This window comes from Flavobacterium sp., assembly GCF_965277525.1.
In the GTDB taxonomy this organism is placed as follows: domain Bacteria; phylum Bacteroidota; class Bacteroidia; order Flavobacteriales; family Flavobacteriaceae; genus Flavobacterium.
On record NZ_CBDIDC010000006.1, the window covers coordinates 93,048 to 114,761 of the forward strand.

The window sequence follows — 21,714 nt, forward strand, 5'->3', positions numbered from 1 at the left end:
GGATTTTATATTTTACCGTTTTGTTTTTTGTTTTGTTTTGGAATTTGGAATTTAAAAAAATTGGAATTTAACGCTAGTTCGCAACTTCACTAATAAACTTGATTCGCATTAATCGCAATTCATCGATATCATAATCGCCATCGAATTCTTTAAGAGCGTCTTCGATTTTATCCGATTCTGATTCCATAAAATAGTCATGAATTTCTTCCTGCTGATCGTCATCCAGCATATCATCTACCCAATATTTGATATTTAGTTTAGTACCTGCGTAAACGATCATTTCCATTTCTTTGATCAGAGCATCCATCGAAAGTCCTTTTGCAGAAGCAATATCTTTCAATGATAATTTTCGATCTATATTCTGTATGATGTATAATTTATTTGCTGAGTTGACCCCGGTAGATTTCACCACTAAATCATCCGGACGAATAATATCATTATCTTCGACATAACGATTGATCAGAGTCACAAACTCATTACCATATTTCTTGGCTTTTCCTTCACCAACACCATGTATATTATACAATTCCGTTAAAGTAATCGGATATTTCAGAGCCATATCTTCAAGAGAAGGATCCTGAAAAACCACAAACGGAGGAACCCCTAGTTTTTTGGCTACTTTTTTACGCAGTTCGCGCAACATTCCCATTAGAACTTCATCAGCAGTTCCTGATGATTTCGCTGCCGTTACGATTGCTTCGTCTTCAGATTCATTGTATTCATGATCCTCAGACATCATAAAGGAGACTGGTTTTTTAATAAAATTCAAACCTTCTTTAGTGATTTTGACCACACCATACGTTTCAATATCTTTAGACAAATAACCTGCAACTAAAACTTGTCGCAATAATGCCATCCAATATTTTTCGTCATGATCTGAACCTGAGCCAAAAAAGGATTGTGTATCTGTTTTATGTGCCTTAATTACCGCATTAATACGACCTATTAATGTAAACACAATTTCTTTTGATTTGTAAATATGCTTGGTATCGCGAACAATCTCAAGCAATTTAACCGCCTGATCTTTCGCTTCGACCTTAGTTTTAGGATTACGAACGTTGTCATCCATATCAGCGCCTTCACCGGTTTCACTGTCAAATTCTTCACCAAAATAATGTAACAAGAATTTTCTACGCGACATTGAGGTTTCAGCGTAAGCCACTACTTCCTGCAAAAGGGCAAAACCAATTTCCTGTTCTGCCACAGGTTTCCCTGACATAAATTTCTCTAACTTTTCTACATCCTTATAAGAGTAGTAAGCCAAACAATGTCCTTCTCCTCCATCACGTCCTGCACGCCCGGTTTCCTGATAATAACTTTCAAGTGATTTTGGAATATCATGGTGAATTACAAATCGAACATCCGGTTTATCGATTCCCATTCCGAAGGCAATTGTTGCTACAACCACATCTACATCTTCCATCAGAAACATATCCTGATGTTTGGCTCGTGTTTTAGCATCTAAACCTGCGTGATAAGGAACAGCACTAATGCCGTTTACTTGTAAAACTTCAGCGATCGATTCTACTTTTTTACGGCTTAAGCAGTAAATAATTCCGGACTTGCCTTTATGTTGTTTGATAAATCGAATAATATCCGATTCTATATTTTTAGTTTTGGTTCTAACTTCGTAATATAAGTTAGGTCTGTTGAATGATGCCTTAAAAGTATTGGCATCAGACATGTCCAGGTTTTTCAGGATATCTTCCTGAACTTTTGGAGTTGCAGTAGCCGTTAGACCAATAATAGGAACCTGACCTAATTGTTTGATTATATTTTTCAGGTTTCGGTATTCCGGCCTAAAATCATGGCCCCATTCTGAAATACAATGTGCCTCATCAATAGCGACAAATGAAATAGGCACACTCTGCAAAAAAGCCACATATTCTTCTTTTGTCAAAGATTCCGGTGCCACATACAAAAGCTTAGTCAAACCAGAGGTGATGTCTTTTTTTACTTGTGCGATTTCTGTTTTTGTGAGAGAGGAATTTAACACATGGGCAATTCCGTTTTCTGAAGAAAGGCTTCTGATGGCATCAACCTGATTTTTCATCAAAGCAATTAAAGGAGAAACAACAATAGCTGTTCCGTCCTGAATTAAAGCGGGTAATTGATAACAAAGAGACTTTCCTCCGCCAGTAGGCATAATTACAAAAGTATTCTTTTTACTTAAAATACTCGTAATGACTTGCTCCTGCAAGCCCTTAAATTGGCTAAAGCCGAAATACTTCTTTAATTCCTTGTGTATTTCAATTTCGTTTGAATTCATTCTTTATATTAATGGTATTTTGTATAAATTTGCAACACATAAAGATACAACTTTCTTTTATACATACAAATTTAAAATATCCTGTTTTGATCACAAAAGAAAATATATTGGCTATCGCCAAGAAAACCATACTCTCTGAAAGTGAAGCAATTACAAAGTTAATTGATTTTTTGGACGAAAATTTTTACGAAGCCACTCAACGCATTTACGAAACTAAAGGTCGGCTGATCGTTACAGGGATCGGAAAAAGCGCGATCATCGCACAGAAAATGGTTGCCACTTTTAACTCTACAGGAACACCATCTATGTTCTTACACGCCTCAGAAGCTATTCATGGCGACTTGGGAATGATACAAAAAGAAGATATCATCATCTGCATTTCAAAAAGCGGAAATAGTCCTGAGATTAAAGCTTTGGTTCCTTTATTAACACGCTTTGGAAACACATTAATCGCCATAACAGGAAACGTAACTTCGTTTTTAGCAAAAGGTTCTAATTATGTTTTGAACACAACAGTTGAGATGGAAGCTTGCCCGATAAATCTAGCACCAACAAACAGTACCACAGCTCAACTGGTTATGGGCGATGCCCTTGCAGTTTGTTTGATGGAAATGCGTGATTTTAAACCTGAAGATTTTGCAGTTTATCATCCAGGCGGGGCTTTAGGTAAAAAATTATTGCTTCGCGTAAAAGACATGATTGAACATTCGTTAAAACCAATGGTTACTCCGGAAACTTCAGTTAAAAAAGTTATTTTTGAGATCTCAGAAAAAAGATTAGGCGTAACTGCCGTAATCGAAAATGACAAAATAATTGGAATTATTACCGATGGAGACATCCGAAGAATGCTAAATGACGTAGATACTATTGCTGACTTAAATGCAATAGATATTATGTCAAAAAATCCTAAAACAGTATCTTCGGAGACTATGGCGGTTGATGCCTTAAATATTTTAGAAGATTTTTCGATAACACAACTGATTGTTTCAGACAACGGCGAGTACAAAGGAGTATTACATTTACATGACATTTTAAAAGAAGGAATCGTATAATGGCAAAAAAGAACCTTGGCGAGATGTCATTTTTAGACCATCTTGAAGAACTAAGATGGTTATTAGTTAGAAGCACCATCGCAATATGCATCATGGCATTTTTTACGTATTTTATCAGTGATTATTTATTTGATGAAATTATTCTAGGTCCAACCCGACCTACTTTTTTCACTTATCAATGGTTTTGCCAATTATCACATCAATTAGGTTTTGCAGATAGTATTTGCATTACTGAATTGAATTTCATCATTCAAAATACAGAAATGGAAGGGCAGGTAAACATTTTTGTCTGGATGTGTCTTTTAGCTGGTTTTATTCTAAGTTTTCCTTATATCTTATGGGAACTCTGGAAATTTATAAGTCCTGCTTTGTACGAGAAAGAAAGAAAAAATGCTAAAATATTCATATTCACTTCTTCCCTATTATTCTTCTTAGGAGTTTTATTCGGATATTATGTTGTAATTCCAATGTCCGTGAATTTCGTAGCTACCTTCTCCGTGAGTGATGTAGTAAAAAATCAATTTACAATAGATTCTTATATGGGAATGGTCAAAACGAGTATTCTGGCCAGCGGATTGTTTTTTGAATTGCCAATTATCATTTACTTCCTGACCAAATTAGGTTTGGTAACTCCTGTTTTCTTAAGAAAATACTGGCGATATGCAGTAGTAATTATTTTAATTGTTGCAGCAATCGTAACTCCACCGGACGTAGTAAGCCAAACTATTGTAGCTATACCAATGTTGATTATCTACGAAGTGAGTATCCTGATTTCGAGAATTGTTTATAGAAATAAATTGAAAGAAAATGTCTGATATTATAAAAGAATTTAATGAATATCGTTCTAAAATGAACGAAAAATTACTCGCTGATAATAACAAAATTGTTAAGCGAATTTTTAATCTTGACACTAACGCGTATGCACCTGGAGCTTTGGATGTAAAAACAAAAGAACTTTTAGGATTAGTAGCTTCGGCAGTTTTACGTTGTGACGATTGTGTAAAATATCACTTAGAAACCAGCCACAAAGAAGGTGTTACTAAAGAAGAAATGATGGAAGCAATGGGAATCGCAACTCTGGTTGGAGGAACAATTGTAATTCCGCATTTAAGAAGAGCTTACGAATTCTGGGAAGCTTTAGAAGAAGCCGAAACTAAATAATTGTTAATACGTTTACTTGTTGAATCGTTTATTCGTTAATTTGTGGCGAATAAACGATTCGAACGTTTAAACGATTAAACTTAAAAAATGAAATTAAGAGCTGATAATTTAATCAAGACCTACAAAGGCCGCAGCGTTGTAAAAGGAATTTCTGTTGAAGTAAATCAGGGAGAAATCGTTGGGCTTTTGGGACCAAATGGTGCCGGAAAAACAACTTCATTTTATATGATTGTGGGATTGGTAAAACCAAATTCAGGAAATATTTATCTGGACGATCTGGATATTACTGACTACCCGATGTACAAACGTGCTCAACAAGGAATTGGTTACCTGGCACAAGAAGCTTCTGTTTTTAGAAAATTAAGTATTGAAGATAATATTTTAAGTGTTTTGCAATTGACCAAACTTTCAAAAGAAGAACAAATTGCAAAAATGGAAAGTTTAATTGAAGAATTCAGCTTAGAACACATTCGTACCAACCGAGGAGATTTACTTTCCGGAGGAGAACGCCGTCGTACTGAAATTGCACGTGCTTTGGCAACAGATCCAAAGTTTATTTTATTAGACGAACCTTTTGCAGGAGTTGACCCCGTAGCGGTAGAGGATATTCAGAGAATTGTTGCTCAGTTGAAAAATAAAAACATCGGAATTCTAATCACCGACCACAACGTTCAGGAAACTTTGGCCATTACAGACAAAACATACTTAATGTTTGAAGGAGGTATTTTGAAAGCCGGAATTCCGGAAGAATTAGTTGAAGATGAAATGGTTCGTCGTGTTTACTTAGGACAGAACTTTGAACTTCGTAAAAAGAAACTTGAATTCTAAGAAAGTTAGGTGTAAATGGTAAAAAGTGAAATGCACATTACTTTTTACCATTTACATTTTACCTTTTACAAAGATTTATTCAACGGTTATAAACTGCAATTGTTGTAAATCTCCGTTGTAAATATTCACATCTACACGATGTTTTATCCCCGGCAAAGACGCTTTTTCTGTAAATTGCCAAAAAAGCCAATCGTCTTCAATCTTCTCTCTGTAGAAATTATAGTTCGCTATCCAAAATAAATATTCTCCGAATTCTTCTTTGAGGAAATCACCATAATAACGTTCACCGGTATAAATAATCGGGCGTACCTGATAATGCGCTTCGACTTTATTCAGCCAACGTTTCAAGCCTTTTTTCAAACTATCCAAAGGTTGATTCTTAGGCAATCTTTCTATATCTAAAACGGGCGGCAAATCCCCTTTTTGTAATTTTACTGTCTTGATAAAGAGGTTTGCCTGCTCAATAGAATTTTCATTTGGACGGTAGTAATGATAAGCACCACGTATAAATTTATGCTCTTTAGCGCCTTCCCAATTTTTCTTAAACTGCCTGTCGACTCTATCATTTCCAGCTGTAGCACGAACAAAAACAAATTGTACCGGGTATTTTCCCTCTAAAACCTCAACTTCGTCCCATTTTACTTTTCCCTGAAATTCTGATACGTCTATACCTATTACTTTCCCTTTATGATTTTCGAGAACCTGAATGTTCCTCACATCAGAAAGGTGTTTATCTACCTCATCTTCATCTAAAACTTTATTTGACTTGAAGCCAAGGTAATACGCCAGTCCATCACGATAATGATAAACTGCTGCAAAGAAAAGTAATACACAAAAAGAATAAATTATGAAACGAATTACTCTTGCCAGAATCGATTTTTGAGGTTTCGATTTTCGGGAATAAGAATTTCGTCTTGTCGTTTTTCTTGCCATTAAAATAAAACTACTTTTTCAAAAAGATATTATTCACTACCGATAACATAACATAAAAAATGATAATTAACGGAATCGCGATATAATGAAGTAATAAGACCAATACAATAGAAATTAATAAAAATACTACCTGTAAAGCATTATCTTTTAAATTAAACTTTTTAATTTTTAATGCAAATAGTGGTATTTCTGCATTCAAAATATAAGCACTACACAGAGTAATCGCCAATAAAACCCAGTGATTCGTTAAAATTTCGAACATCATTAAAGAATCTGAAAATTCAATAACCAAAGGCAAACTTAAAATAAATAAGGCATTTGCGGGAGTTGGTAAACCAATAAACGAATCTGTCTGACGCGTATCTATATTAAAATTAGCCAATCTGTAGCATGAACCTAAAGTTATAATAAATCCTAAAAAAGGAATAACAGATGATGCGATGAGATCATTCGGATTTGCACTTTTCAAAAACAAACTATACATAACGTATCCTGGCGCAACACCACTCGTAACCATATCAGCCAGAGAATCTAACTGTAATCCAAGCGGACTTGAAACCTTAAACAATCTCGCAAAAAAGCCATCAAAAAAATCAAAGAAGATTCCCAAACAAACCATATAAAAAGCCATTAAAAAATTGCCTTCTGAAACAAAAACAATGGCGATACAACCACAAAATAAATTGATTAATGTGATTAAATTTGGAATGTGCTTTTTAATATTCATGATTTTAAATTTTGATAATTATAACCACAAATTTCGCATAATAAGTGACATTTTATACTATTAGTACAAAAAAATTACACCATTAGTACTGATAAAGATTATTAAAACGCAAAAGAATGATAGACGGTAAATGAATACTGATATATAAAGACTTTTTTTAATTGAAATCCTCACTTTCATAATATTTCTCAAAAGGGATAAATTTGCTGCGTAAAATATTATATTTTTGGTAAAAATTAAAACAGACTTCGGTTTGCTAAAAAATATCCGTTGAAGAAAATCTTTGTGCTTTTATTATTTTGGAGTTGTACGTTACAGTATGCGCAAACCGTTCGAAAATATTCGAATGAATTTATGAATATTGGTGTTGATGCAGCTGCATTAGGAATGTCAAGTGCCGTAGTTGCGTCTACAGATGATGTGAACTCTGTTTATTGGAATCCTGCTGGTTTGACCAATCTGGAAGATCATCAAATTTCTTTAATGCACGCCAATTATTTTGCCAATATTGCACAATACGATTACATAGGCTACGCAAGCCCAATTGACGACAGAAGTGCCTGGGGGATTTCGATGATTCGTTTTGGTGTAGATGATATACTTGATACAACCCAACTTATCGATAATCAGGGAAATATTGATTATAACAGAATTAGCTTATTTTCGACTGCAGATTATGGTTTTACTTTTTCTTATGCCAGGAGATTACCTGTTGAAGGCCTTCAATATGGTGTAAATGCAAAAATAATCAGAAGAATTATTGGGAAGTTTGCTAATTCCTGGGGATTTGGTTTTGATGTTGGAATTCAGCTTGAAAGAAACAATTGGAAATTTGGATTAATGCTTCGCGATATTACGACCACTTATAATGTCTGGAATATTGACGAAGAAGAATACGCAAAAATTGCCAATGCAATTCCGGGAGAAAACAATACATTACCGGAAAGCACTGAAATAACCTTACCTAAAGCGCAATTAGGAGTGTCGAGAAAGTTTGATTTTCATAATGACTACAGCCTTTTGGTTGCGACAAATTTGAATATGCGTTTTGAACAAACCCATGATATCATTTCGTCAAAAGTAGTCAGTATTGATCCTGCAGTTGGTTTTGAATTTGGCTATACCGATCTTGTGTTTTTGCGGGCTGGTGCTGGGAATTTTCAAAATGTAACGCAACTTGACAATACTGAAAAATTGAATTTTCAACCTAATATTGGCTTGGGTTTTAAATATAAAGGTATTCAAATTGACTATGCTTTGACCGACTTAGGAAATCAAAGTACAGCTTTGTACTCAAATATTTTTTCTTTAAAAGTAGATTTAGGTATCTTTAGATAAAAATTACAAAACCATAAACTTTTTAAAATTTTAAATTATGAAAAAAGTCCTTTTCAAAAAAACACTTTTTAGTTTACTATTATTACTAAGTTTCCTTGGTTATAGCCAGAATTTGCCTTTATCCAAAGATGCTAAAATAAGCGTTATCACTTGCGGATTAGGCAATGAAAGTTACAGTTTTTTTGGGCACACAGCAGTTCGTGTTACCGATCAAATTAACAATATAGATGTTGTTTATAACTACGGCAATTTTGATTTTAGGACACCCAATTTTGTTGCCAAATTTGCAAAAGGCGATTTACAATATTTTGCTAGTGTACGATCATTTCCTGAGTTTATAGACGATTATACCAATGAACAAAGAAGTGTTTTTGAACAAGAACTGATTATTCCTCAAGAAGCAAAGCAAAAACTTTTTGACAATCTAAATACAACTTTAGCTTCTGAAGATCGTTACTACACTTATAAATTTATTGATAAAAACTGTACGTCTATGGTTGTGGATATAATTAATAAATCTTTGAATGGAAATGTAATTACTAAAAAAGGAGACACTGATAAAACATACCGCTCTATTTTATTCCCTTACTTTGATGGCCATTTTTATGAACAATTAGGAACTAGTATTATTTTTGGGACAAAAGTAGATCAATTAGGCACTAAAATATTTTTGCCTTTTGAATTAAAAAACACCTTAGAAAAAACTACTTATCAAAATCATCTTTTGGTAAGCAAAACTAAAACATTGCTTAATTTTGAGAAAGAAACACCAAGATCTTGGTGGAATAATGTTTATACATACCTCTTTATACTTGCGTTTGTTGTTTTGATACACAACAAAATAGTGGATAAAATCTATCTTCTGATTTTATCTTTTATAGGAATCTTTTTTGTTGCTGTTGGATTTTATTCGTTTCACCAGGAATTGGCGATGAATTATAATGTACTTTTATTTAGTCCATTATTATTGATTTTGATTTTATTATCCGTTATAAAAAACAAAAGATGGACGTATCGGTTTTCAGTTTTACATTTAATGTTTCTAATCGTCTACTGCTTTTTACTCATCAACAAAGCGCACTTTTTAATCGTTTTACCAATGATCATTACAAGTGGATTTGTTTTAGTAAGAGTAGCCATTCGAAATAAAAAACGTATTCCGATTATCATCTAAATTATTGTCCGCGATAGAATAAAACTGTAGTAATCGTTTTGAAAGTAATACTCAGGTCAAGAAAAATACTTCGGTGCTTGATGTAGTATAAATCATATTGCAATTTTATCAGACTTTCATCAATAGATTCTCCATAAGAATAATTGACCTGAGCCCATCCCGTAAGTCCTGGTTTTATAACGTGTCTTGTTTCGTAAAAAGGCATTACACGTGCTATTTCTTCCACAAAAAAAGGTCTTTCAGGTCGTGGTCCGATAACAGCCATATCACCTATTAAAACATTGAAAAACTGCGGCAATTCATCTATTCGCGATTTCCGCATCATTTTTCCAAAAGGAGTAACCCGTCTGTCATTTGAAGTCGCAAAAGCAACTCCATTTGATTCAGAATTTTCAATCATTGTTCTAAACTTGTATATTTTAAAAACAATCCCATTTTTACCTACACGTTCCTGAGTATAGAATAATGTGCCTTTATTGGCAAAAATGTTTCCAACATAAATGAAAGGGATAAAAAGAATGCAAACTAGTAGCCCAATAAAAGAAAATAAAAACTCCATAGATCGTACCAAAAATAAGTAGAGCCTATTACTGTTACTTCTGCTAAAAGGGAAAAACCGATAAAAATCCCTGGCAATATAATGCACTGGAATACGCTGTGTTTTGCTTTCGTAAACCTGCGTATATTCCCGAATAACATTTCCCGATTCTAACAAGTGCAGTAATTGCTGGTACAAATCAGCAGTAATTCCATCTGTCTTTTGAGAAGCGATTACAATTTCAGAAACCTGGTTTTTGATTACAAAAGCTTCTAAATCGTTCTTTTTAATTTCTTTTACATAATGAAAATTCAAATTCTCTTCAGAAATTGAATCCGAGTTTACAAAACCAATAATTTTATAATGGGGATCGACGCTTTCTAATCCTAAAACTAATTCTTCTACCTGATTTTGATCGCATATTAAAACAACACTTTGAGAAAATCGATGTGATGCCAAAAAGTAAACATAAAACAAGCGCCATAATAATAATGTAATAAGTATCGTAAAATAAAAGATTACGATAACGAGTCGCTGCTTGGGTAATTCAGGAGATAAAACGGGTGTAAACAAATAGGCTAAACTAGAAGAAGTTGCAGTAAAGATTACACTTTGAAGAATTTGTAATTGATTACTTGCCACCTGCAAATTATACATTTCGAATATTACTCCAAAAACGTATACATAACTTAAGAGTAGAAGAATGCTTAAAAAATTACCTGTATTAAAAACAAAGTAATTATAATCAAATATTAAGCTTAACAGATATAAAGCCGATAAAATAAAAACAGCATCAAAAACAAGAAGCAGTATTCTTCTTTCCGAAATTTCGAAATGCATTTTATTGGTAGAAAACATTTATTCAATTTTGTTTAGGGCTTAAACTTGAGACAAATGTATTATAAAAAAACAGATATTAGTCTACGGAATTTTCTGCTTTTTCAGGAATTTTAACCTGAACTAAAAGAAGCGATAATGCGTAGACGAAAGCTGGAGCAGCTATTCGCATTGCTGCATGATTTATAGTTAAAAACCAAAAGAGAAAAAAGGACAAGAAATATAGATGCTGCCTATTATTTATATAAACAATTAAAGGAGTAGCAAAAAGTATAAGAAGCCCAAAAATACCAAAGAGACCATGCTCACTTAACATACGAGTAATCTCATTATGTGAAGCTGCATCCTCTCCAAATGTTTCTTTTCGGATTTGTTTACCCATTCCGGCACCAACACCTAAAATAGGATTGTCCGTAAAAAGTTTCATTTCTTCGCCCATAATTTGCTCTCTTCCTCCTAAACGATCTTTTTTCTCTCGTCCTCTGGCATCTTGATTTGCGTAACGTTTTTCGATAAGTCCCTTGGTTTGAAAAGAAGAATATCCCCATACCCCAATTGCTATTAGTCCGGTTAAGGTAAAAACTAACACAAACTTTTTCCTTCCCTGAGCATTTGAAAAACTATAAAGGAAAAGCAATAAAAAAATGATCATCACCACAGCAGTTATAATACCTCCTCTAGAAAAAGTTACTATCCCTCTGTAAGTTATAAAAATTAATAATCCGCCATTTAAGATGATCTCTTTTTTTGTTTTAGAGAATAGTACTAATTGCGTAAAAAAAACAAAAATTCCTAATCCTAAAATAGTCGAAACCTGATTAGGTCCAAAACCTCCTGAAGTTTCAAAATTTGATTGCGTACCTGTTACAACATCTCTAACACTAGGATTATATAAAAACAAATATATTGCAGTGCTAACAATTGGTAATCCCATCGCAACTAATATATGTTGTAAATCTGAAAATAAGATTCTTCTTTTAAACATGTATATAGATGATATGGCTAAACATAATGGTCCTGATAAATTAAAAACTAATATTTTTTTTATGTCTATCGAAGTATTAAAAGCTGTAGAAGTAATTAAGATACTCGGAATTAATAAAATCAGGAAAAACAAGTAGATAATTGCATTAGTGGAAAAATTACTATAAATCATACCCAACAGCATGAAAAAAATAACATTAACCTTTACAAACTCATTATTAAAATTTCCTCCGGTCATTCGTAAAAACACCTCAACACCTACTAAATAAGCTGCTACAAACAATACCTCATTATTTCGATTTTTATTTTTATAAACAATGAAGAACCCTACAATCGGAATTACAATTGCATATATTTTTGACAAAAAAGGTAATGCAAAAACTGCCAAAGCAATTACTGCATGAATCAGTAGCAGAAAACTATAGGAAATTTTTGTATTTTTCATCTTTATTTTTGTTTTTTAACTGCAAAAGTAATCAAAGATTGCAGCCATAAAATATAGTCGCTAATAATAGTGTTTTCGCTAAAATTTAATCCAATATTATTATATAAGTTCAATGCCAGTTCTTCTCTGGTTTTTTCGTTCAAAATGAGTTTTTCGATTGCCTGAACAAATTCAGCGACATTATTAGATGGCACAAGTAATCCTTCTTTATCAGAAGTAATTATTTTTGAAATTTCACCAACTTTTGTCGCAACAACGGGCAACTTATACGACCCATATTCTAAAACTGCTAAGGGAAGTCCTTCGGAGAGAGAGGATAAAACTGCAATTTGACCCTGTTTTAACGCATCCGACACATTACTCGCAGAGCCATAAAAGAATACTGTTTCTTCCAGTTTTAAATCTTTAACCTTTTTTTTCAGTCTTTCAGAATATAAATCTTCAAAATCTTTCCCCAACAAATGAAAAGTCCAGTCAGGAAATTTTTTGCTGATCAAACTGGCAGCATCTATTAATAAATCGTGGTTTTTTTGTGGGCGTAAATTGGCTACACAAATAATCTTTTTACCAGCAGATCCTTTTAGTATTTGTTTTTCATTCGAAATTGCATCGACAATAAAATTAGGAAAGTAAACGATATTTGAGCACCATAAATAAGACTTAGCCCAATCTTTCAAAGCTGAATTTACCGAAATAATGCCAGCAAAGAAAAAAGAGCTGAATTTTAAAACTACATTTTTCCGGGCTGATAAATCCTGCGAGATCCCATAATGGTCATGCCAAATAATTTCGATTTTTGGCAAAGTGAGTTTTACCAGCACTGCGATAAAAAAAGAAGAACTGTGAGCATGAATTACCTCCACCTGATTTTTCTTTAAATATTTTCGTAAGCGAAAAATAGCCCCAAAATCAATTCTTTTCTTTTTGTTTACAAACAAATAAGAGACTTTTTTATCAATTTGACTTAGTAATAAACCCTCTTTTCGAGATACTATTAAGCCTGAAAATGGTATTTTTTTTGATAACGCATTCGCATAATTTACAGCCATACGTTCTGCTCCGCCCGCCTCTAAAGAGTCTATTATTTGTGCAATTCTCATTTTGATAATAGTTTTTCAATTTCAGCTTCAAAAACATTTGTGGTATAATTTTGAGACCATTGAGCAGCTAAATGACTTTTTTCAGAAAAAGCTTTTTCGTCTTTAAGCAATAAGCTTATGTTATTTACATCTTTCTCTAAGTTCATTGCTAACAAAAGTCCTCTATTACCGTAATCTAACATATAAGGAACACAGGAAACTTCACTTGCGATAGGAACACATCCCAAAAACATTCCTTCTGCAATGGCTTTTGGCCACCCTTCACTTTTTGAAGCTAAGATCACAAAATGACTTTTTTGATAAGCTTTTTTCAATGTTTCCTGATTTTGATTTCCGTATAAAATTACGATACTTTCTAAATTATTTGTTTGGATATAGTTTTCTAAATAAATCCTTTCGGGGCCTTCTCCGTATAAACTCAAATTTATTTTATATCCTTTTTCCACTAATTTCTCGACTAATTTTACAACATAAATTGGATTTTTACCGGAAACCAGACTTCCAACAAAAATAAATTCTATAGTAGTATCAAAATTTGTTTTTTGAATGCTTTCTTTTTCCAACTCTGAATAAGTAGCGGTAAAAAAAGGTTTTATGTTTTTTGATTGATTATTCCAATCACCATATACCAAAACTTTCATATTACAGGTCAAAAAAGTGTTACTTAAAATCCATTTTTGTATTTTGTATGTGTACGGTTGTTTACTTTCAGGATCCCAATTTCCGGCATATTTTGCTGTTTTTTCTTTTTTTGGAAATAAGATTTGAACCAGACATCCTATTAGCCCCATATTCCCCGGACAACGCAAATGAATATGATCGGCACTTTTCATCGCGCAAAATATTCTCCAGAAAATTATTGGTAATTTAAAAACTGAGTATAAAACATTCTTAAAATTAGTCAGATTAAAATCAGGTACCCGTCGAAAATCAATCTTGTTATGCTGATAAGGAATATCAATTTCTGTTGGTTTTATATTTTTTAATGGAGCAACAATAATTACTTCATCAATATATTTAAACCAAATGTTCATTTCGCGGACATAAGGAGCATAGGCAAAAAATAAATCTTGCTTATTTACATGTTCAACATGACTAATTATTACAAATTTCATTTATTGTTTTTCTTCTAGCCTTTTAATCACTTTTTGAGGAGCAAGATAAGTCTCAAAATAATTTCTGCTTTCGGATTCTAATTTCTTCTTAAAACTTATATCTGTTATTAACCTTTCTATTATATTGTTAATTTCACTATGATTTTCTGCATACATTAAATGTCTTTCATTTACTAAATCTACAGGTAATTTATTGTAATGAGTAGTTGTAATAATGGCTTTCCCCAGAGCTAAAAACTCCGCCAATTTCCAGCCATGACATGATAAAACTGCTGGTGTATTAAAAACAAAAGCAGAGTTTTTTATCTTTTTAATATACATTTTCAAAGGAATTTTTTCTGAATAAACTAAATTATCAAAACCTAAATTATCGCCGTTGTGTCTTGCCGCAAATCCCCCTTCAAAATTGACGTTCTGTTTATTTTTGCAGGTTTCTATAAATAAAGCTCTATTTTTATTCGTCTCACTTTCCTTTTTCCAAATGCTATTTAAAAAAAATACATCATTGATTGACGATTCCGTCAAATTATATTTTTTTAATTTCAATCTTTTATATTGCCGCCAATAATTAGCTGCAAACTCTCGTTTATTTAAGGCAGGATGTTTAAATCTGATAAAATTAAAAGCCAAATAATATAGCGTTTCAAACAAATTCCAGATCTTGATACCAAAGCTTGGTCCAATGGCAACAATTTTTTCGTGATACTTAACAGGTAAACGATCAGCATTATAATTCACTTTTCCATAAACATCACACCATTCTAACTCCGTTAAATTAATCTGGTTAGAATCTTTAGAATCAATAATTATTTTTTGCGAATCATTTTCATTCTCAATAATATAAGCAAAGGTTTCTTCTCCGAATTTGGGAAATTTGCAAACATTAAATTCAAAATCTTTATAAAGCTCTTTTATTCCCTGAATGTAATAACCGTCATAAAAAACATTACAAAGTCCATAAACATATACTTTCATTTTATTTTATTTCTCTGGGTTTACTAAATAATAAGCTCCACCAACCAACTACTCTGCCAATTGCTTCTGTAAATGATGCTTTTTTATTATGTGATGTAATTGCATTAGTAAACCGAATTAAAATCAGAAGAATTGTTATTGCATTCCACTTGAAGCGATCTTTAAAAATTGGATTGGGATTTTTGATTCTCCAGACATACCAGCCGTTTCTAACCACCATTTTACCATAATGGTATTGATTTGGTCTTCCTGGCTCGGCATGAAAATGAGATAACTGTGCTTTTGTATTAATTACATTTTTACCAAAATTAAGAGCACGTAAACTAAAATCTGCATCTTCATACAAACCATAGCCTTCAAAAAATTTAGAAAATTCAATATTGTTAACCACTACTTTTCTAAATGCCATTGACATTCCAATAAGTAAATCGACTTCATATATTTTTCCGGTTAATGGAAATCCGGACGTTCTTCCGTGTGAAAAATGCGGCATTTTTCCAGAACCCAAATCAGAAGAAAGACCTAAATAATTCCTGGCGACATTACGGATACCTTCTTTATAAAAGTACCCTTCAAATAAATAATACTTTTTCTGATTATAAAAAATATCAGGATTTTGAGGTTTCCACTTATGCTCATTAACGGCAACTCCTCCCACTCCGGTAATCTCTAAATTAGATTGAAATGTTTTTATAATCTCAACAAAATAATCAGGTTCTAAAATCGTATCATCATCCAAAAAACAAACTATTTCGGCATCTTGATTTACTTTGGATATTCCAAAATTCCTTTGTTTTGTTAACCCTCTGTTTTCTTCCGGAACTAAAAAATATTGTAAACTTTTGAAATTATTTTCTTCTAAAATAATTTCAGTTTCACGATTCGTTGATCCGTCAATTATTAAAATTTCATCAGGATACAATATTTGCTTCTGAACTGATTGCAGTAAAGACAGCAAAGATTCAGCACGCATATAGGTGCAAACGATTAAGGAAAAGCGCAATGGTAAACTCATTAATTTAGACTTTTAAAATCAGAAAAATATTTCCAGCCGTTAATTCTTCATCCGAATATTTTGTGTAATCTTCATGAAGTTCAATTTTTTTAAACAAATCGTACTTTTTTGTTCCTTTGCTTAGGCTCTCATATTCGAGATGAATAATTTCGTAATCGTATTTTTTAAATATTTCAAGAAACTGAGGCAATCTTAAGCGATTATGAAAATCAAATTTAGTATGAATTTTACTCCATTCGGACTTACTATACTTTAAAAAAGCCTGCTGTGATAAATTACTGTCACTATGTTGTCTTAAATCGCTTGGCGAAATAAAATGAATTACATAACTTCCTTTCTTTAACTCGCTCTTCATTTTTTTATGTAAGGCATCTACATCATTTGCATCCATGTGCGAAAGTACATAACGTGAAAAAACGATATCAACATCAGGATTTTTTTTTTTCACAACATTATAATTCGGAAAATATTCAACTCCATTAGGAAGTTGGTATGGGTTTTCTTGATTAGATAGTACTTTGCAATTGTATTTTTTCAAAAAGAGATCGTTTAATTTTAAAACAGTCTGTTTTTTAAAGTGTTGATTAATATCAACAGTATACACTCTTTTTACTTCAAACTTATACTTAAAAAAATAAGGCATACTGGGAAACCATCCTGACCCAACCTCAAAAACAATTTTATCTTTTAAGTTAATATTTAAATCGTCCAGGACTTTTAAAAGTCTTAAATAAGTTAATTCTACACTTTTTAAACGATCTTCTAATGTCAATTTATCAAAGAAACTTTGAATTTTATGATAGCAATAATCATCTGCCTTATTGGGTAATAAGGAAATTGATTTAAATAATATAGTTTTTAGTTTATGATTCATTTTATAATTAAATTACTTTTCGCCTTTGTAAGCCTGTACTGCTTTTTTCGCATATATTCCCGTTTAAATCAATGTCTAAAATGACTTTTTCAAAATTAGCCCAATATTCAATGAGTTCACTTAAAGTTGGATTCCAAATATCTTTACTTTTAATTTTTGCTCCTAAATATTTAAAATTCTCAGAAACTTTTTGATCTATTATTGCCGGAGTCGAAAACAATCTTCCTACATGATATTCCATCGGAACCGAAAAATAAGTATGCGCTATAAAAACGCCTTTTTCACTTATTAAGGATTGTATGTTTTGTTGTGATAATGACTTTTTAAAATCAAGCATTTCTATAGTCTGAAAAATATAAAAATCTTTTTCTGCAATGCTGTGTTTAAATAAGATTGGAGAATATTTTGCTAATTTATAAGGTCTGGTTTTATTCGTATTCCAAAATAAAAAGACGGAAAAAACAGATATACTAAGCTTAAACACATCTTTTGCTAAGTGAAGAATTGATTTTGTTTTTTTCTGAAAAAATACTTTTTTAAAGTTCGATGCCGCGTTTTTATACTTCAAAATCAAATCTTCTTCATTGTAATAATGAAAAATAATATTCTTAATCATGAGTTGCATTTTTTTTATTAAACCCTGATTTTTATTTCCTTTTAAAAAGCTTGATAACGTAAAATGCGTTGTATTGAACTGGTTTAATACGCCATTTGTTGCAGTTCCTGAATCGATATAATTCCAAAGCGTATTAATTTGCTTTTTATACAGAATCTCTTCGAATTGGTTTTCATTAAAATTCTTATTTTTTATAAGAGAAAAATTATACGGCTGAAATCCGTGATCGATCCATACCTTCATATCATTCAAAGGAGGAACAAATTGGCTGAAATCTGCAAAACTTTCTGTATCAGGTTTTATAGATTGAGAAAGCGAATGATAACACAATTCATGACCATCCTCGTTCCATTTTAAAAGTTCTTCTTTTTGATTTTGAAATGACGCATTATCCTCTCGTTTTGAGAAATGATTTAAAAAAAATCCTTTCGTAATTTTTATTTGATGTTTCTTGAAAAATTTTCTTTGCAAAGTCAAATTTTCTGCTGTATCAAAATCACAATGATCTGTAAAACAAGCAACAGCAGTAAACGGTTTTTTTGACCTACTAAATTCAACTGCTTCTTTTTTAGGAAATAACAATGTGGGATTTGCTTTAAAATCAAATTTTTGGTTTGCTGAAGAAATTGTTTTTCTATTTTCATTTCCCAAATAATTTGTAATTGGCGAAGAAATTTCAGGGTTAAACCTCCAGAACAGAATTTTTGGCGTTTTGTGGTTTATTTCCCAAATACCATCTGTCAAATTTGCCTGAACTAACTGACCGTTTTGAAGCTTTATAATTTTTGGAATAAACTGGTTTGCAATATATGCTTTGGTACATTTTTTCCATGTGTAATCATGATCGCGGAATTCTGAAACAGAGTCTGAAAAAGTGATTTTTATATCAAATGAATTAAAATCTGAAAGATCAAATAAAGATAAATTTATGGTAAGTTTGAAAGAATAATCTGCATCAAACGCAACTGCATGATTTCCTAAAGGTGTTATAATTATTATTGATTGTATCAAAATTTATGCTCTGTTTTTTAATTGATTTGCCCAATACAAACTTTGCTTCCATTGCTTTTTAAAATTCGAAAAATACCGAATAGGATTTTTTATCGATTGCAATTTATAAAACTTAATGAACAAAGTAGTTTTGTATCCATTCATTTCTTCTTTACTCAAATTCAAAATTTTATATAACATTACTGTTGGCGAAGGTTTGGGCTGAATTAGATCATCTTGCCACTCTAAAACTGGTTGGGTTCTAAATCCTCCAATTGGAGCTTTAAGGTGTAGTATTTCCGGTTTTGGGATATACACGATATCTATACCTGTATTTCTTAACTGCATTCCAAAATCGGTATCTTCAGCATAGCCAAATTCAAAACCTTTGCGATATTGAATTCCTTTCAAAAATTTGCGTTTTACGATACTGCAGCCTGATCCAAAAGTTTCCCATTGAATCTCGTTTAAATATTTTTTATTAAAATCGTATTCTCTTTCATAACAGCCAAAAGTAATTTCCTCAAGTCCGAATTTACGTATCTGGATGAATGCTTCTTTTAAAAATGAAATATCAATCCTAATATCATCATCAGCCATAAACACCCATTCATTAGTTGTTTCTGCCATAGCTAAATTTCGAGCATTACAAGCACCTGCCTGATGGGTAAAAATATGTTTTATTTCAAAAGGCCAAAATTCATCCTGAACATAATCAAGTTCAGAAACACTTTTTAAATTTGTGTTTTGTTCTACTATAATAATTTTTGCAGGCAAGTGTGTCTGCAAAGAAAAGTCTTTTAAAATATCATATAAAAATTCTTTTCTTCCAATGGTTGGAATAATGATATCTATATTTTCTGTTTCAGCTATATTTTTTGAAGAGCAAACCTCTATAGTACTCAAAATTTCCTTATTTATATTTCTCCTGGAATAGAATAAACTGGAAATCAAGGGCAAAATAGTTACTTTTCTTTCGTATAAAAATAAATTCAAAAACAACAAAAATACCCAGCGCATTTTATAATGTTGTTTCACAAATTGAAATAAAACAAATGTGTTATTTTTTTTTATTTGAACTTTATCAAAATCTCCGTTCAGTAAAAGTGGCTCCGAATAACAAAAGAGCCCATTTTCCATAGCTAATTTAGCAATAGAATGTAAAAAATATTCAAAATTACCTTTTGCCGGAATCAAATTTTTCACATCTAATAGCACTGATGCATAAATACCTCCTGCACAACTACTCATTTGCCATGTTGGATAGGTAACTTTTTTATTGATTTTTATAAATGGTGATTCTTCTACATAACCAATTGCACCTGAAAGCAACGAATTTAAATATGGATTATAGGACGCCATAATTTTTTTATGATGAAAGATATTCTGAATCTGAGGAAAATTCAAATTGGTTTTTAAATCATAATCACACCAAAGCAGCAATTGATTTGGGTTTGCCTGAGCAATTTCCAAAAGAACATTTAAAACATTCGTCGACGAAAAACTAAGTTGTGCTCTTTCCTGAACGACCTCAACTACTTTATTATTTTGATGATAAATAACAATCATTATCTGGTTTGGTATTGATTGATTATTTTTTGATAGAATGCCACATTCTCAATTACGATTTTGTTTATGTCAAATTTCGCTTCTACTCTGGCGCGGGCTTGCGCTCCTATTTTTAAACAAAGAGCATCACTTTTAAGTAATTGAATAATTCGCTCTGCAAATAAATTGTGATCATTTGGATGTACCAAATACCCACTCTCTTCATCAACAATAAGTTCCTGAGCCCAACCAATATTACTATTAACAACTGCTTTTTGCATTGCCATAGATTCTATTGTTACCATTCCTAAAGTTTCAGCAAAGGTTGGAAACACACAAACATTTGCTTTCCTGATATAATTCTCAACTTCATTGTATGGAATTTTACCCAGATACATTACGTTATTCAAATCATCATTCTTAAATTGATTTTGCATCAATTGCCAGGTAGAATCTGAATTTGTTTTAATATCATTAGAATCACTACCAATTAAAACCAGTTTTGCTTCAGGTAATTCTTTTCGTACTTTATTAAAAATTTCCGGTAATTCTAAAACCCCTTTTTTACGAATTAAAGTTCCAACATATAAAATCAATCCTTTTTCATAAACTGCCGGAGCACTATTGGTAAAATTTTGCAATTCTAATCCGTAATGAATTGTTTTAATTTCTTTATCTTTTAATTTAAAAATTTTCCGCGAAAGTTCACCAGCAAAGGTAGTTGGTGCAATAAATGCTTTTGCCCGGCTTAAGGCTAGCTTTTCAGACCAATAATTTTTAAGTTTTTGTTTTCTGTTTTCTAAATTGCAAAAATAGGCATCACTCCCGTGAAAACGGATTATTAGTGGAATTTTAAATTTCATAAAAGCAGTAATTCCTGTCCAATCAGGTGCTTCAATACTATTTATTCCTTTTTCGGCAATTGTTTTATTTATAATTTTTTCTATTTTTTTTCGGTTAAAATAAAATCTGAAAAATTTCGCTTTACTATCGGTTAAACTATAAATAGTTACATTTTGTTCTTCCAGAGTAAATTCCTTTTCCTGGCCATATATAAAAACTGAAGCCTTAACATCTAACGCCTTAAGTTTCTCGACTAAATTATAAACGCTTGTGCCTAAGCCACCATCATGACCAAAAGCCTTATGCGGATAGTGCGATACGATATATGCTATATGTAATTTTACTGCCATAG

At 31.9% G+C, this 21,714-nt stretch carries 19 protein-coding genes; 6 read left to right on the forward strand and 13 right to left on the reverse strand.

Annotation, left to right across the window (positions count from 1 at the left end; all coding sequences use genetic code 11):
• Window positions 1-73 precede the first annotated feature (73 nt).
• The gene (gene recQ / locus ACQY44_RS15715) at window positions 74-2,269 is read right to left on the reverse strand and encodes a DNA helicase RecQ (RefSeq protein WP_428231278.1); all 2,196 of its coding nucleotides are present in this window, start codon (window positions 2,267-2,269) and stop codon (window positions 74-76) included.
• 86 nt (window positions 2,270-2,355) lie between these two features.
• Here recQ and ACQY44_RS15720 point away from each other — a divergent pair, with 86 nt between their 5' ends.
• The 4 genes from ACQY44_RS15720 (at window position 2,356) to lptB (ending at window position 5,310) form a co-directional block, all read left to right on the forward strand.
• Window positions 2,356-3,321, forward strand: a complete 966-nt coding sequence (locus ACQY44_RS15720) for a KpsF/GutQ family sugar-phosphate isomerase (RefSeq protein WP_428231279.1) — start codon at window positions 2,356-2,358, stop codon at window positions 3,319-3,321.
• Entirely contained in the window at window positions 3,321-4,136 is an 816-nt protein-coding gene (gene tatC / locus ACQY44_RS15725; protein ID WP_428231280.1) for a twin-arginine translocase subunit TatC, read from the forward strand. The genes ACQY44_RS15720 and tatC overlap by 1 nt, the downstream gene beginning before the upstream one ends.
• The gene (locus ACQY44_RS15730; protein WP_428231281.1) at window positions 4,129-4,482 is read left to right on the forward strand and encodes a carboxymuconolactone decarboxylase family protein; all 354 of its coding nucleotides are present in this window, start codon (window positions 4,129-4,131) and stop codon (window positions 4,480-4,482) included. Before tatC ends, ACQY44_RS15730 begins: the two co-directional genes overlap by 8 nt.
• An 87-nt stretch (window positions 4,483-4,569) precedes the next feature.
• Window positions 4,570-5,310 carry an LPS export ABC transporter ATP-binding protein gene (gene lptB / locus ACQY44_RS15735; protein WP_056255108.1) on the forward strand — a complete coding sequence of 247 codons (741 nt, stop codon included), beginning with the start codon at window positions 4,570-4,572 and terminating at the stop codon, window positions 5,308-5,310.
• A gap of 75 nt (window positions 5,311-5,385) precedes the next feature.
• Here lptB and ACQY44_RS15740 read toward each other — a convergent pair whose 3' ends face one another.
• Together ACQY44_RS15740 and ACQY44_RS15745 are read right to left on the reverse strand one after the other, a co-directional pair.
• A complete protein-coding gene (locus tag ACQY44_RS15740; RefSeq protein ID WP_428231282.1) occupies window positions 5,386-6,243 on the reverse strand; it encodes a glycoside hydrolase family 25 protein in 858 nt (285 codons plus the stop codon).
• A 10-nt stretch (window positions 6,244-6,253) separates the two neighbouring features.
• Window positions 6,254-6,970, reverse strand: coding sequence for a CDP-alcohol phosphatidyltransferase family protein (locus tag ACQY44_RS15745; protein ID WP_428231283.1), 717 nt, complete (start codon window positions 6,968-6,970; stop codon window positions 6,254-6,256).
• A gap of 354 nt (window positions 6,971-7,324) precedes the next feature.
• Between ACQY44_RS15745 and ACQY44_RS15750 the strand changes: the two genes are divergently transcribed.
• A complete protein-coding gene (locus ACQY44_RS15750) occupies window positions 7,325-8,308 on the forward strand; it encodes a PorV/PorQ family protein (RefSeq protein WP_428231490.1) in 984 nt (327 codons plus the stop codon).
• 37 nt (window positions 8,309-8,345) lie between these two features.
• Window positions 8,346-9,482 carry a DUF4105 domain-containing protein gene (locus tag ACQY44_RS15755; protein ID WP_428231284.1) on the forward strand — a complete coding sequence of 379 codons (1,137 nt, stop codon included), beginning with the start codon at window positions 8,346-8,348 and terminating at the stop codon, window positions 9,480-9,482.
• Between the two features lies 1 nt (window position 9,483).
• Here the strand turns inward: ACQY44_RS15755 and ACQY44_RS15760 are convergent, their stop codons facing one another.
• The 10 genes from ACQY44_RS15760 to ACQY44_RS15805 are packed head-to-tail and all read right to left on the reverse strand — an operon-like array spanning window position 9,484 to window position 21,712.
• Complete coding sequence (locus ACQY44_RS15760) at window positions 9,484-10,878, reverse strand: sugar transferase (protein WP_428231285.1); 1,395 nt, start codon at window positions 10,876-10,878, stop codon at window positions 9,484-9,486.
• A gap of 58 nt (window positions 10,879-10,936) precedes the next feature.
• Window positions 10,937-12,286, reverse strand: a complete 1,350-nt coding sequence (locus ACQY44_RS15765; protein ID WP_428231286.1) for an O-antigen ligase family protein — start codon at window positions 12,284-12,286, stop codon at window positions 10,937-10,939.
• 2 nt (window positions 12,287-12,288) lie between these two features.
• Window positions 12,289-13,386 carry a glycosyltransferase gene (locus ACQY44_RS15770; protein WP_428231287.1) on the reverse strand — a complete coding sequence of 366 codons (1,098 nt, stop codon included), beginning with the start codon at window positions 13,384-13,386 and terminating at the stop codon, window positions 12,289-12,291.
• Window positions 13,383-14,501, reverse strand: coding sequence for a glycosyltransferase (locus ACQY44_RS15775; protein WP_428231288.1), 1,119 nt, complete (start codon window positions 14,499-14,501; stop codon window positions 13,383-13,385). The genes ACQY44_RS15770 and ACQY44_RS15775 overlap by 4 nt, the downstream gene beginning before the upstream one ends.
• Window positions 14,502-15,476 (reverse strand): hypothetical protein, encoded by a 975-nt coding sequence (locus ACQY44_RS15780; RefSeq protein WP_428231289.1) that lies wholly within the window; start codon window positions 15,474-15,476, stop codon window positions 14,502-14,504.
• A gap of 1 nt (window position 15,477) precedes the next feature.
• The gene (locus ACQY44_RS15785) at window positions 15,478-16,491 is read right to left on the reverse strand and encodes a glycosyltransferase family 2 protein (protein WP_428231290.1); all 1,014 of its coding nucleotides are present in this window, start codon (window positions 16,489-16,491) and stop codon (window positions 15,478-15,480) included.
• 4 nt (window positions 16,492-16,495) lie between these two features.
• The gene (locus ACQY44_RS15790) at window positions 16,496-17,365 is read right to left on the reverse strand and encodes a hypothetical protein (RefSeq protein WP_428231291.1); all 870 of its coding nucleotides are present in this window, start codon (window positions 17,363-17,365) and stop codon (window positions 16,496-16,498) included.
• A 7-nt stretch (window positions 17,366-17,372) separates the two neighbouring features.
• The gene (locus tag ACQY44_RS15795; RefSeq protein ID WP_428231292.1) at window positions 17,373-18,992 is read right to left on the reverse strand and encodes a hypothetical protein; all 1,620 of its coding nucleotides are present in this window, start codon (window positions 18,990-18,992) and stop codon (window positions 17,373-17,375) included.
• A gap of 3 nt (window positions 18,993-18,995) precedes the next feature.
• Complete coding sequence (locus ACQY44_RS15800; protein ID WP_428231293.1) at window positions 18,996-20,540, reverse strand: glycosyltransferase family 2 protein; 1,545 nt, start codon at window positions 20,538-20,540, stop codon at window positions 18,996-18,998.
• Window positions 20,540-21,712 (reverse strand): glycosyltransferase family 4 protein, encoded by a 1,173-nt coding sequence (locus ACQY44_RS15805; RefSeq protein WP_428231294.1) that lies wholly within the window; start codon window positions 21,710-21,712, stop codon window positions 20,540-20,542. The genes ACQY44_RS15800 and ACQY44_RS15805 overlap by 1 nt, the downstream gene beginning before the upstream one ends.
• Window positions 21,713-21,714: the final 2 nt, after the last annotated feature.